The 13,064-nt window shown below is 65.1% G+C and carries 10 protein-coding genes; 4 read left to right on the top strand and 6 right to left on the bottom strand.

Features of this window, described 5'->3' with window-relative positions:
• Window positions 1-292 precede the first annotated feature (292 nt).
• From hrpB to ACWGPT_RS15000, 3 genes are all read left to right on the top strand, one after another.
• Window positions 293-2,782 (top strand): ATP-dependent helicase HrpB, encoded by a 2,490-nt coding sequence (gene hrpB, locus ACWGPT_RS14990; RefSeq protein WP_452606423.1) that lies wholly within the window; start codon window positions 293-295, stop codon window positions 2,780-2,782.
• Between the two features lie 85 nt (window positions 2,783-2,867).
• A complete protein-coding gene (locus ACWGPT_RS14995) occupies window positions 2,868-4,169 on the top strand; it encodes an ActS/PrrB/RegB family redox-sensitive histidine kinase (protein WP_452606593.1) in 1,302 nt (433 codons plus the stop codon).
• 64 nt (window positions 4,170-4,233) lie between these two features.
• Window positions 4,234-4,809: an ActR/PrrA/RegA family redox response regulator transcription factor gene (locus ACWGPT_RS15000; RefSeq protein WP_452606424.1), complete on the top strand. Its 576-nt coding sequence runs from the start codon at window positions 4,234-4,236 to the stop codon at window positions 4,807-4,809.
• Between the two features lies 1 nt (window position 4,810).
• Here ACWGPT_RS15000 and ACWGPT_RS15005 read toward each other — a convergent pair whose 3' ends face one another.
• A complete protein-coding gene (locus tag ACWGPT_RS15005) occupies window positions 4,811-5,299 on the bottom strand; it encodes an MmcB family DNA repair protein (RefSeq protein ID WP_452606425.1) in 489 nt (162 codons plus the stop codon).
• Window positions 5,300-5,471: 172 nt separating this feature from the next.
• Between ACWGPT_RS15005 and ACWGPT_RS15010 the strand changes: the two genes are divergently transcribed.
• Complete coding sequence (locus tag ACWGPT_RS15010) at window positions 5,472-6,134, top strand: L,D-transpeptidase (RefSeq protein WP_452606426.1); 663 nt, start codon at window positions 5,472-5,474, stop codon at window positions 6,132-6,134.
• Between the two features lie 58 nt (window positions 6,135-6,192).
• Here ACWGPT_RS15010 and ACWGPT_RS15015 read toward each other — a convergent pair whose 3' ends face one another.
• From ACWGPT_RS15015 to hslV, 5 genes are all read right to left on the bottom strand, one after another.
• Window positions 6,193-8,364: a malate synthase G gene (locus ACWGPT_RS15015; protein WP_452606427.1), complete on the bottom strand. Its 2,172-nt coding sequence runs from the start codon at window positions 8,362-8,364 to the stop codon at window positions 6,193-6,195.
• Window positions 8,365-8,429: 65 nt separating this feature from the next.
• Window positions 8,430-9,833 carry a cytochrome P450 gene (locus ACWGPT_RS15020; protein WP_452606428.1) on the bottom strand — a complete coding sequence of 468 codons (1,404 nt, stop codon included), beginning with the start codon at window positions 9,831-9,833 and terminating at the stop codon, window positions 8,430-8,432.
• Between the two features lie 43 nt (window positions 9,834-9,876).
• A complete protein-coding gene (locus ACWGPT_RS15025; protein WP_452606429.1) occupies window positions 9,877-10,806 on the bottom strand; it encodes a DUF1402 family protein in 930 nt (309 codons plus the stop codon).
• Window positions 10,807-10,987: 181 nt separating this feature from the next.
• The gene (gene hslU / locus ACWGPT_RS15030) at window positions 10,988-12,295 is read right to left on the bottom strand and encodes an ATP-dependent protease ATPase subunit HslU (protein WP_452606430.1); all 1,308 of its coding nucleotides are present in this window, start codon (window positions 12,293-12,295) and stop codon (window positions 10,988-10,990) included.
• A 75-nt stretch (window positions 12,296-12,370) separates the two neighbouring features.
• Window positions 12,371-12,895 carry an ATP-dependent protease subunit HslV gene (gene hslV / locus ACWGPT_RS15035; protein WP_452606431.1) on the bottom strand — a complete coding sequence of 175 codons (525 nt, stop codon included), beginning with the start codon at window positions 12,893-12,895 and terminating at the stop codon, window positions 12,371-12,373.
• Window positions 12,896-13,064: the final 169 nt, after the last annotated feature.

The following is a 13,064-nucleotide window of genomic DNA, read 5'->3' on the forward strand; positions in this document are numbered from 1 at the left end:
AGCATTCGCCAATTCAAAGGGTTTCTCTAGAACGAGAGAGGTCGTCGCCAGCAGCGCCGCCGCCCTCGTTGGTGAGCGGTTTATAGTCCCAACCCTCAAAACAAGTCAACACGCCATTTTAAAAAACTGTCATTTTTTTCGCGGAGCCTTTCCGGACGCCGTGATCGCACCCCGAGCGCCCCTTCCGATCGCCTCGCCTGCTTGCTAGGCTCGACGCCATGCAAAACGTGCCCTCCATGCCTTTCCCAAAGACAACGCGCCCGCATGATGCGCGCGTCAGGCTCTCCTTCTGATGCCGGCATCGAAGAACAGCACTCCTCCCCCCGCCGTCGCGGCGCCGGACCTTCCTATCCACGCCGCCCTGCCGGAACTCGTTGCGGCGCTCGGCGCGGGGAGCCGCGCGGTCCTGTCGGCGCCCCCCGGCGCCGGCAAGACGACCGCGGTTCCGCTCGCCCTCCTCGACCAGCCATGGGCGACGGGCAAGATCATCCTTCTCGAGCCACGACGGCTTGCGGCGCGGGCAGCAGCGGGGCGAATGGCCGAACTTCTCGGCGAACTGGTCGGCGAGCGGGTCGGCTACCGCATGCGGCTGGACAGCCGGATCTCCGCCCGGACCCGGATCGAGGTGGTGACAGAGGGCGTCTTTGCGCGAATGGTGCTGGACGATCCTGAACTCTCCGGGATTTCGGCCGTCCTCTTCGACGAATTCCACGAGCGGTCGCTCGACGCCGACTTCGGCCTTGCGCTCGCGCTCGACGTACAGTCGGGGCTCAGGGAAGACCTGCGGATCGTGGTAATGTCGGCGACGCTCGACATCGCGCGGGTGGCGGAACTCCTCGATCATCCGCCGGTGATCGTCAGCGAGGGCCGCAGCTTTCCGGTCGAGATCCGCTATCAAGACCGTTCTCAGGGCGAACGGATCGAGGAGAGCGTCGCGCGTGCGGTCATCGAGGCGCATCGCGGCGAGACGGGCTCGATCCTCGCCTTCCTCCCCGGCCAGGCGGAGATCCAGCGAACGGCGGAGCGGCTGGAGGGTCGCTTCGGCCCGGAAACGACGATCGTGCCGCTCTACGGCAACCTCACCCAGGACGAGCAGGACCGGGCGATCCGCCCGAGCCCCCCCGGACAACGAAAGATCGTTCTCGCCACCTCGATCGCCGAAACCTCGATCACCATCGACGGGGTGCGGGTGGTCATCGACAGCGGCCTGCAGCGACTGCCGGTCTTCGAAGCCTCGACGGGGATCACCCGGCTGGAGACGGTGCGCGTCTCGAAGGCCTCGGCCGACCAACGGGCCGGGCGGGCCGGACGTACGGAACCGGGCATCGCGATCCGGCTCTGGCATGCCGGGCAGACGGCGGCCCTGCCGGCCTTCACGCCGCCGCAGATCCTATCCTCCGATCTCTCCCAGCTGGCCCTCGATCTCGCCCACTGGGGCGTGCAGGACGCCGCGACCCTCCCCTTCCTCGATCCGCCGCCCCTTCCGGCCCTTCGCGAGGCACGCGCGCTCCTGGTGCAGCTCGGCGCCCTCGACGCAAAGCAGGCGCTGACGGAGCAGGGAAAGCTGATGCGCCGGATCGCGCTCCCGCCGCGGCTTGCGGCCATGGTCATCTCCGCCGCCGGGGAAGGCCTCGGGCAACAGGCCTGCGAACTCGCGGTCCTCTTGACCGAGCAGGGGCTTGGCGGCAGCGACATCGACCTCGACGAGCGGCTTCGCCGGTTCCGCAGCGAGCGGAGCGGCCGGGCACAGGCCGCGCGGGCGCTCGCGTCGCGCATCGCCGGCAGCCTGCCGAAAGGCGAAAGCGTCGGCCATCCCGTTTCGGCCGGGCGAATGCTTCTCCATGCCTACCCGGATCGCGTCGGCCTCCAGCGCGGCGGGCGCGGCCGGTTCGTGATGGCGAACGGGCGGGGGGCGGAACTGCCGGAAACGGAGCGGCTTGCCGGAGAGCCGATGCTGGTCATCGCCGACCTGACCGGCAAGGCCGCCCGGGGACGGGTCCTCGCCGCCGCATCCGTCGCGCGCAAGGAGGTGATGGAGGAACTGGAGCCTTCCATCGTGCGGGGCGAGGAGTGCTTCTTCGACCGGCAGAGCGGACAGGTGCGGGCCCGCCGCGTCACCCGCCTCGGCGCGATCGTCTTCGAGGAGGCACCGCTTCCAAAGCCTTCGGGCGAGGAGGCGGCCCGGGCGCTCGCCGAGGGCGTGCGGGACATGGGGATCGCCGCCCTGCCCTTCTCCAAGGAGGCCGAGCATCTTCGCCAGCGGCTCGGCTTCCTGCACCGAACCGTCGGCGAGCCCTGGCCGGACATGTCGGACGAGGCCCTGGCGGAGCGCCTCGACACGTGGTTCGTCCCCTTCCAGACCGGCAGCACGAGCCTGAACGACATTCGCCCGGGGACGCTGACGGAGGGCCTCCGTTCCCTCGTTCCCCACGACCTGCAGCGGCAGATCGATGCGCTGGCGCCTACCCATTTCGAGGCGCCGACAGGACAGCGGCATCCGATCCGCTATGACGGCGACGAGCCGGTCCTGGCGATCCGCGTCCAGGAACTGTTCGGACTGAAGACGCATCCGGCGATCGCCGGCGGACGGCTCCCTCTTCTTCTCGAGCTCACCTCGCCGGCGCACCGCCCGATCCAGACGACCCGCGACCTTCCCGGCTTCTGGGCGGGATCCTGGAAGGACGTCCGCGCCGACATGCGGGGCCGCTACCCGAAACATCCCTGGCCGGAAGATCCGGCCGAGGCCGTGCCGACCCATCGTGCCAAACCCCGCGGGAAGTGACAGTATGGCCCTCCCTCACCACGGAGCGAGCTTGTAAAGGCAGCGCATGACCATTCGAGAAAACGCCACCCCGAACCGCAAGGACATGGACAACTCCCCCCAGCGGGATTTCCATTCCAGGCCCATCAGCCGCAAGTTCCGCCTGGAGACGCTGGTCCGGCTGCGATGGCTAGCCGTGGCGGGACAGACGCTCACCGTGCTGGCGGTCGACCTTCTGCTTGATTTTCCGCTTCCCCTGCCGCAGGCCGCCTTCCTGATCGGCGCGCTGGCGCTCGCCAACATCATGCTGTCGCTCTGGTTTCCATCGACCCATCGCCTCGGACCGAACGCGGCACTGGCGCTGCTGAGCTTCGACCTGTTGCAGATGGCGGCGCTGCTCTTCATCACCGGCGGCCTGGCCAATCCCTTTTCGCCGCTGATCTGCGTACCCGTCATCATATCCTTCGCCTCGCAGCCGCTTCGCCACGCGATCCCGCTGCTCGTGCTGGCGCTGGTCTGCACGACGGCGCTGGTCTTTTCCCCCTATCCGCTCCCCTGGTATCCGAACGAGACCCTCCAGCTGCAGCCCGTCATGCTCGTCGGCATCTGGTGCTCGATCGTCTCGATGACCTGCTTTGCGGCCTTCTATGCCTATCGCGTCTCCAACGAGGCCACCCTGCTCGCCGACGCGCTGGCCGCGACGGAGCTGGTGCTCGAGCGGGAAAAGCACCTGTCGCAGCTCGACGGTCTGGCTGCCGCCGCCGCCCATGAACTCGGGACGCCGCTTGCGACCATCAGCGTCGTCGCCAAGGAGATGGAACGGGAGTTCGGCACCGACGAGCGCCTGCGAGAGGACGTCCAGCTGCTTCGCAGCCAGAGCGAGCGATGCCGCGACATCCTGCAGCGGCTGACCTCCCTTTCGGCGGCCAGCGAGGAGCATATGCGGCGCCTGCCGCTCTCCTCGATGATCGAGGAGGTGATCGCGCCGCACCGGCAGTTCGGTATCGAGATCGACCTCGTCGAGCATGGCGATCGGGCGACCGAGCCGGTATGCCTGCGCAATGCCGGCGTCCTTTACGGTCTCGGAAACCTCGTCGAGAATGCGGTGGACTTCGCCCGCAGCAAGGTGACGCTGACGGTGGAGCACGATCGCGAGCACGTGGTCGTGATCATCGAGGATGATGGCACCGGCTATTCGCCAGATATTCTTTCTCGCATCGGCGAACCCTATATGACAAAAAGGAACAAAGAAGTCGAACGGGCCGGCGGCCTGGGGCTTGGTCTGTTCATCGCCAAGACTTTGCTTGAGCGGACAGGCGCCAGACTCGTATTCGACAACCGCAGGGGCAGCGAGGCGGGTGCGCGCATCAGGATCGAGTGGCCCCGCGCGATGCTCGAGGAAGTTTAGCAGCGGCGCGTGGTCCTCGGCGCTTCGGCGCCCTATGACGACGTGACGCTTCTGGAGAAGAGACATGGAAAGAGACCTAGGCACTTCACCGGTCAGCGCGGATGACTCGATCGGCCCGGATCCCACTCTGTTGATCGTCGATGACGACGGGCCGTTCCTGCGGCGCCTGGCGCGGGCCATGGAGGGCCGCGGCTTTGCCGTCGAGGTTGCCGAATCGGTGGCCGAAGGGATCGCGAAGTCCAGAACGCGGCCGCCGAAATACGCGGTCGTCGACCTTCGCCTCGGCGACGGCAACGGCCTGGACGTGATCGAGGCGATCCGTGAGCAGCGGGAGGATACGAGGGCCATCGTGCTGACCGGATACGGCAACATCGCCACGGCCGTTACCGCGGTGAAGCTCGGGGCGGTCGACTATCTCGCCAAACCGGCCGATGCGGACGATATCTTCCATGCCCTGACGCAGCGCCCGGGCGAGAAGGCGGACGTGCCGGAAAATCCGATGTCCGCGGACCGGGTGCGCTGGGAACATATACAGCGCGTTTACGAGATGTGCGAGCGCAACGTCTCGGAGACGGCGCGGCGGCTGAACATGCACCGGCGAACGCTGCAGCGGATTCTCGCCAAGCGCGCGCCGAAATAGGCTAGACCTCGTCGAAATTCCGGCCCGTCGCCCGCTCGGCCATCATCAGCCGCCGGGCGGCGACGCGCGAAAAGCTCAACATCAGGGACTTGCGCGTCGCCGGCGCCAGCCGATGGTCCGGGGCTTCGCGCATGAGGTGCGCCCCATAGCCGTCGGACAGGAGGAGGCCGCATTCCTCCGGGAAGATTTCCAGCGGCACCTCCCTGTGGGTCGCGAAGAACAGCCGGTCGCAATAGGCGCGGTATTCGGGCCACTTGCAGTCGACCCTGAAATCCTCGATCGACGTCTTGATCTCGATGATCCAGATCTCGCCCTTCTCCGACACGGTTACCAGGTCGGCGCGGCGTCCGTTTGCCAGAACGAGTTCCGGCAAGGTCGCGTGACGCATGTCGTCGAGCAGTATCTGCAGGCCGCGCCGGACCATCATGGCCCGTGCCGACTGGCGGCCGTCGATGAGCGGATTGTCGTTGGCTATGCTGACGAGGGTCATGGGATCCGTTTAGGCAAGGCAATTTGTTGCAAAAAAGGCAATGTTGCCGCCAATCGTGGCGACGGTCGCTTCTGGACACGCGCGGCGGCTTGCCAAGGCAATCCACTTGGAAAATAACCCGGGAACGTAGACGATCTCCGTCTGCGTCGCCCTCAATTTTCACGAGAAATCCATGCGCAGCCGCACAAGCATGACAGTATTCGGCCTTCTGGCAAGCCTTGCCCTGGCCGGATGCTCCACGACGTCCGAGCAGACCGAAGTCACACGCGTCGAGACCAGCAAGATCTTCACGGATTCCTACGGCACGGTAACGGACGCCGGATATTCCCTGCCCGCCATCCCGATCAACCGCCTGGACAAGAAATTCCATCGCCAGATCGTGTCCTACGCCACCGAGGAGACGCCGGGCACCATCGTCGTCAACACGCGCGAGCGGTTCCTCTACTACGTCCTGCCGGGCGGCAAGGCGGTCCGTTACGGGATCGGCGTCGGAAAGCAGGGCTTCTCCTGGTCGGGAGAGGCCTATGTCGCCTGGAAGCAGGAATGGCCGACCTGGCATCCGCCGAAGGAAATGGCCGAGCGCAAGCCGGATGTCGCACGCTACGTGGAGACCGGCATGGGGCCGGGCCTTCGGAATCCGCTTGGTGCCAGGGCGCTCTATCTCTTCAACGAAAAGGGCCAGGATACGCTCTTCCGCCTGCACGGTACGCCGGAATGGTCCTCGATCGGCACGGCAGCCTCGTCCGGCTGCATCCGCCTGATGAACCAGGACATCATCGACCTCTATACGCGCGTCCGGCCGGGCCGGAACGCCAAGGTCGTCGTCATCCAGTAACGAAGCGACACGCCTCAACGAAAGAGGCCGCCGGAGCGATCCGGCGGCCTCTTTCGTTTCAACTCTGCAGTTTAGCCTTCAGCTCGAGGCGTCGGCGATGCAGCACCGGTTCGGTATAGCCGTTCGGTTGCTCGCGGCCCTTCAGCACGAGGTCCAGCGCGGCCTGGAAGGCGATGGACGCATCGAAGTCCGGCGCCATGGGACGATAGAGCGGATCGCCGGCGTTCTGGCCGTCTACGACCGCGGCCATGCGCTTCATCGTCTCCACGACCTGCTCCTCGTCCACCACCTTGTGATGCAGCCAGTTGGCCATGTGCTGGGCCGAGATGCGCAGCGTCGCGCGGTCTTCCATCAACCCGACATTGTTGATGTCGGGGACCTTGGAGCAGCCGACGCCCTGGTCGATCCAGCGGACGACGTAGCCCAGAATGCCCTGGGCGTTGTTGTCCAGCTCGCGCTGGATTTCCTCCGGCGTCCAGTTCGGACGGGTGACGACGGGTACCGAGAGGATGTCGGAGAGCTTCGCGCGGCTCCGGCTCTTCAGCCCTGCCTGGACCTCCGCCACGTTGATCTTGTGATAGTGCGTTGCGTGCAGTGTCGCGGCCGTCGGGGACGGGACCCAGGCGGTGTTGGCGCCGGCCTTCGGATGGGCGATCTTCTGCTCCAGCATGGCGGCCATCAGGTCCGGCATGGCCCACATGCCCTTGCCGATCTGTGCATGGCCCGAGAGCCCGCATTCGAGCCCGATATCGACGTTCCAGTTTTCATAGGCGCCGATCCATGGAGCCTGCTTCATGTCGCCCTTGCGGATCATCGGGCCGGCTTCCATGGATGTGTGGATCTCGTCGCCGGTGCGGTCGAGGAAGCCGGTGTTGATGAACACCACTCGCTCGCGGGCAGCGCGGATGCATTCCTTGAGGTTCACCGTCGTGCGGCGCTCCTCGTCCATGATGCCCATCTTGATCGTGTTGGCGGGCATGCCGAGTGCTTCCTCGACGCGCGCGAAGATCTCGCAGGCGAAGGCCACTTCCTCCGGGCCGTGCATCTTCGGCTTCACGACGTACATGGAGCCGCGGCGGGAATTCTGCCGCCGTCCGTTCTCGCCGATGTCGTGGAGGGCGATCAGGCCCGTCACCATGGCATCCATGATGCCTTCCGGGACCTCGCGGCCTTCCTGGTCGAGGATGGCGGGATTGGTCATCAGGTGGCCGACATTGCGCACCAGCATCAGCGACCTGCCCTTGAGGCTTGCCGCGCTGCCGTCCGCCGCCGTGAAGGCAAGGTCCGGCTCCAGCTTGCGGACGAACGTCCTGCCGCCCTTGCTGACCTCCTCCTGCAGATCGCCCTTCATCAGGCCGAGCCAGTTGCCGTAGACCAGAACCTTGTCCTCGGCATCGACGGCTGCGACCGAATCCTCGCAGTCCATGATCGTGGTGATCGCCGATTCCAGCCGGACGTCGGAGATCCGTGCCGGATCGTCCTTGCCGATCGCCGTCGACGGGTCGATCAGCACCTGGATATGCAGGTTGTTGCGGCGCAGAATCAGGCTCCGGGGCTGTGACGGCTCTCCGGTATAGCCGACGAACTGGGAGGGGTCGGCGAGTTCGGCGGTACGCCCTTCCGGACCGGCCGCCGTCAGCCTGCCTGACGTCACGACCAACCCGGTCACGTCGCTCCAGCTTGCGCCGGAGAGCGGCACGGACTGGTCGAGGAAGGACCTTGCCCAGGCGATGACCTTTGCACCGCGGACCGGATTGTAGCCCCCGCCCTTTTCGGCGCCATCGGTCTCCGGAATGGCATCGGTGCCGTAGAGGGCGTCGTAAAGCGAGCCCCAGCGAGCATTCGCCGCATTCAGCGCGTAGCGGGCGTTCATCACCGGAACCACCAGTTGCGGCCCGGCGATCTCGGCAATTTCAGGATCGACATTGTCCGTCGAGACGCTGAAGGCCGGACCTTCCGGCAGGAGATAATCGATCTCGCGCAGGAAGGTCTCATAGGCGGAAAGATCGCTCGGTGCGCCGTTCTCCCGATACCACGCGTCCAGCTTTTCCTGCAGCTCGTCGCGCTTGGCGAGCAGCGCCCGGTTCTTGGGCGCCAGCTCGTGGACCATCTGCGCGAACTGGGAGAAGAAACGTTCCGCATCCACGCCGGTGCCCGGGATCGCTTCCTGCACGAGGAAATCATGCAGCTTCTTGTCGATTGCGAGCCCGTTCTTGTCGATGCGTGCCATTCAGGCTTCCTCCTTCGCGATTATCGGGTGCCAATTTGCCCGGGCCGCCGCCGCTGTCAATGCGCCTATGGGCGAACGCGCCGGCTGACGCGCATCGGAAGACCGTCGCGCGGCTGGGTGGTGAGCTTCTGGACGGGCCACGGCCTGGTGCCGGGCGTCACGTCGAAACGATAGCGCCCCATCAGGACCGCAAGCGCGATGACCGCCTCCTGCATCGCGAATGTCGCGCCGATGCAGACCCTGGGCCCGGCGCCGAAGGGCAGGTACTGGAAGCGGCCGATCGCGGCGCGGTTTTCAGGCAGGAAGCGCTCCGGCGCGAAGGCCCTCGGATTATTCCAGTAAAGTTCGTGCCGGTGGAGGGTCCAGGGCATGATGAGAACCGTCACGCCGGCATCGATCCTTACCGTCTTTCCGTCCGGCGCCGTCCACCGGTCGTCGGCGATGGCCGCACGGTTCAGCGACGGAGCCGGAGGATAGAGGCGCAGCGTCTCCTCGAAGGCGGCCTTCACCATCGGCATCCGCTCGAGCCATTCGACAGGGTCGGCGCCCGAGCGAAACACTTCGTCGATCTCCCCCTCCATGCGCTCGCGAACATGCGGGCTGTTGGCGACGCAATAGAGGGTCCAGGCGAGCGCCCTCGCGGTCGTCTCGTGGCCGGCGCCGATGAAGGTGAGTATATTGTCCTCGATCTCCTCCATCGTGAGGCCGTCGGGGCCGGCAAGTTCGAGCAGGAGGGTCAGGAAATCCTGCGGCACATGATCGGGATCCTCGCTCATCTTCCTGAGGCGAAGCGCCATGGTATTCGCGACGATCTCCCGGAACTTCCCGAGAACCCGCTTGCCCCCGATCCGCGTGATCCTCGGCACCCAGGACGGCGCCCTCAGGAGGTCCATCGGATCGACCCGACCCATGCGGTGAAGCAGGCTGTCGACGTCTTCGGAGAAGTCGCCGCTCTCGGTGACGATCTCGCCGGAAAAAAGCGTCTCCGACAGGATGTTGAAGGTGATCTCCGTCATGTCGACGGAGATGTCGAACACCTGGCCCTCTTCCCCGACCGACGCGTACTTCTCGGCATAGTCTTCCGACTTGCGAAGCATCTGATCCGCAAAACCCCTGGCATGCCTCGGCGTGAAGACCGGCGCCATCGCCTTGCGCGACCGCTTCCAGACGGGTCCTTCGGCCGTCAGCAATCCGTCCCTCAGGATCGGCCGCAGGATGAGCTGGCGGATTTCCGACATTTCGTAATTGGCGGCGTTATCGACCAGCACATGGCGGATCAGGCCCGGATCGTTGACGATGATCGTCCGTTCCTTGAGGAACTTCGTCTCGATCCACGGCAGCGTGTAGGAGGGCTCCCCCCACAGTTCGAGAGGGTTGTCCAGCACGGTCCGGATGATCTCCAGCCGGGACGGTGCGACGGTGCGGGGGATGGGTGCCGGGGGGACGAACGGCTCGGGGCGGATATCCAACGAAGCCCTCCTGTTGCTTGTGGCAAACAGGAAATATCAGCCTTCAGAGCAGCGATTTCAACTCTTCGAGCCTGTCGTTGACCAGCCAGCCGTAATAGTTCTCCTCCGGCAATCCGCCCCTTGCCTTCAGAGCGGCAGCCCGTTGCGCCGAGCCGCCGGTATTGTAGAGCGTCGCCGTGATCCCCGGATTGGTGGAGATATCGACGCCGGCGATCGAGGCGTAATCGTCGATGGACCTGCGGATCGCGGCGGCCATGTAGGCCAGCGACTTGTCGGGGTCCATGATCGCCTCGTAGACCGCCGCCGCCTTGTTCTCGTCGAGCCTCGGATAACCGGATGTCTTCGCCACCATATCGGACAGCATCAGCGCCGTCAGCGGATTGACCTGGCCGAGGCCGAAGGTCTGGCCGGCATAGAAGGGCTGGAAGAATACCGCGCTGAAACGATTGTTCGGGAAGGCGATCCCGCCGACCGTCCGGCCGCGGAATTCCTTTTCCCAAACGGCCTCGCGGCAGGTCCACAGGCCGTAGGAGTCCGCCCTGCCCTCGCATTGACGGAACTGCGGGCGGGCAACGAATTCGCTGACCGATTCATCGCCGTGCCCGAACCGGAAGCGGTCTCCGGCATAGGCGGCCGCCTTGATGTAATAGGACTGCAGCCGGTCATAGGCATCGACATTATAGGTGTGCTCGCCAACGATGGCACCGATCATGTGGATCGGGTCGAGACGATAGTCCGCCGCAGTCGCCTTGATCTTGCCGACCAGCGCGCGATCGCTCGCCAGCAGGTCCCGTATCTTTTCATATTTGACGTTGAAGGTCGTGCGGCCTGCCTGGGTGCGGCGGACCGAGGCGCCCGGCACCTTCGGCTGCTCGACATGTCGGTTGCCTTCCGGGACCGCACGGAGTCCCCCGGCATCGGCCGCCGGTATGCTGCTCAACGCCAGTGCAAATGCCAGTAGAAGTCGCTTCAAGATGTCGGACCTGCGGACTCGCGCAGTCGTGGCTGGCCATGTCGTCAGGACAGGCGAGCCCGACTCGCGCTCTTCATCGGAGTTGACGCCACCCTTAGGCGATCGGGCGGGGCCATGTCGATGCGATGTACATCAACTTGACGTCAATTGCACTAAGACCTTCGGCGGCGTTGCTGTCGCGCTACAGGATATAGCGCGACAGATCCGTATCGGCGGCCAGATCACCGACGTGCTCGCGCACGTAATCGGCGTCGATCATCACCGTATTGCCCGCCCTGTCCGGAGCATTGAACGAGATATCGTCCAGAACCCGCTCCATCACCGTCTGCAGGCGACGGGCGCCGATATTCTCGACCGACGAGTTCAGATGGACCGCGACGTCGGCCAGGGCGTCGATGGCATCCTCGGTGAAGTCCAGGCTGAGCTGCTCGGTTTCCATCAGCGCCTTGTACTGGCGGATCAGGCTTGCCTCCGTCTCGGTGAGGATGCGGCGGAAGTCCTCCTTGGTGAGCGGACGCAGCTCGACGCGGATCGGCAGGCGGCCCTGCAGTTCCGGCAGGAGATCCGAGGGCTTGGCCACATGGAAGGCGCCGGAGGCGATGAAGAGGATATGATCGGTCTTCACCGGGCCGTACTTGGTCGCAACCGTCGTGCCCTCGACCAGCGGCAGGAGGTCGCGCTGAACGCCTTCGCGCGAGACGCCGGCACCCAGGCCGCCATCGCGCGCGGCGATCTTGTCGATCTCGTCGAGGAAGACGATGCCGTCATTTTCGACCGAGCGTACGGCCTCGCGCTGGATCACCTCGTTGTCGATCAGCTTGTCGGACTCGTCACGGATGAGTTCCGCATAGGACTTGGAAACGGTGGTGCGTACCTTCTTGGTGCGGCCGCCCAGCGCCTTGCCGAACATTTCGGAAAGGTTGAGGACGCCGATATTGGCTCCGGGCATGCCGGGAATGTCGAAACCGGGCATGCCGGAACCGGTGTCCGATACCTCGATCTCGATTTCCTTGTCATCCAGCTCGCCGCTCCGGAGCTTCTTGCGGAAGCTGTCGCGGGTTGCCGGCGAGGCGGTGGAGCCGACGAGTGCCTCGAGAACGCGTTCTTCGGCACTCATGTGCGCCTTGGCCTGCACCTCGGCGCGCTTCTTCTCGCGCACCAGGCCGATGCCGACCTCGACGAGGTCGCGAATGATCTGCTCCACGTCACGGCCGACATAGCCGACCTCGGTGAACTTCGTCGCCTCGACCTTGATGAAGGGCGCGCCCGCGAGCTTTGCTAGACGCCGCGAGATCTCGGTCTTGCCGACACCGGTCGGGCCGATCATCAGGATGTTCTTCGGCATCACCTCGTCGCGCAGGCTCTCGTCGAGCTGCTGGCGGCGCCAGCGGTTGCGCAGGGCGATCGCGACCGCGCGCTTGGCGTCATGCTGGCCGATGATATGGCGGTCGAGTTCGGAAACGATCTCGCGAGGGGAGAAATTTGTCATGATCTTCCTTTCGGCTTTCCTGCCCTGGCGTCCATGAAAGCCCGTCCTTGCAGGAAACCGCTTCTGTTGATGAAGTTACGCTGCGTCGAGTTCCTCGACCACGAGGTTGTGGTTGGTGTAGACGCAGATTTCTGCGGCGATATCGAGCGCCGTGCGCGCGATTTCCTCGGCCGACTTGTCGCCGTCCATGAGTGCCCGCGCGGCGGCATAGGCGTAGTTGCCGCCGGAACCGATGGCGATCGCACCGTGCTCGGGCTCGAGCACGTCGCCGTTGCCCGTGATGGCGAGCGTGATCGTCTTGTCGGCCACGAGCATCATCGCCTCGAGATTGCGGAGATACTTGTCCGTCCGCCAGTCCTTGGCGAGTTCGACGGCCGCGCGCATCAACTGGCCGGGATATTGCTCCAGCTTCTTCTCAAGCCGGTCGAGCAGCGTGAACGCGTCTGCCGTCGCGCCGGCAAAACCGGCGATCACCTCGCCCTTGCCGATGCGGCGCACCTTGCGGGCATTGCCCTTCATTACCGTCTGGCCAAGGCTGACCTGCCCGTCGCCGGCCATGATGACCTTGCCGTCCTTTCGGACCGTTATGATCGTTGTCATTCTTCACCTGTTTGCCTTGAAGGCGTTTCCATGGAGGCATCTCGGCCTGTTGATGCCTATGTAAGCGGCGATCGCACGATTGCAAACGACGCGGCGCCCGGCCGCAGGCGGCCCTGCTTCCGCTGGATATTTCCCGGGCCGCCTGTTATGGAGCGCACGACAAACGCAT

Source organism: Pseudorhizobium sp. NPDC055634 (assembly GCF_053618655.1).

Coding starts and splice junctions, on each gene's coding strand:
- ACWGPT_RS14995 (WP_452606593.1), top strand. CDS start 2,868: ATGGACAACTCCCCCCAGCGGGATTTCCATTCCAGGCCCATCAGCCGC.
- ACWGPT_RS15015 (WP_452606427.1), bottom strand. CDS start 8,364: ATGGCACGCATCGACAAGAACGGGCTCGCAATCGACAAGAAGCTGCAT.
- hslV (WP_452606431.1), bottom strand. CDS start 12,895: ATGACAACGATCATAACGGTCCGAAAGGACGGCAAGGTCATCATGGCC.
- ACWGPT_RS15005 (WP_452606425.1), bottom strand. CDS start 5,299: ATGACCCTCGTCAGCATAGCCAACGACAATCCGCTCATCGACGGCCGC.
- hslU (WP_452606430.1), bottom strand. CDS start 12,295: ATGACAAATTTCTCCCCTCGCGAGATCGTTTCCGAACTCGACCGCCAT.
- hrpB (WP_452606423.1), top strand. CDS start 293: ATGCCGGCATCGAAGAACAGCACTCCTCCCCCCGCCGTCGCGGCGCCG.
- ACWGPT_RS15000 (WP_452606424.1), top strand. CDS start 4,234: ATGGAAAGAGACCTAGGCACTTCACCGGTCAGCGCGGATGACTCGATC.
- ACWGPT_RS15010 (WP_452606426.1), top strand. CDS start 5,472: ATGCGCAGCCGCACAAGCATGACAGTATTCGGCCTTCTGGCAAGCCTT.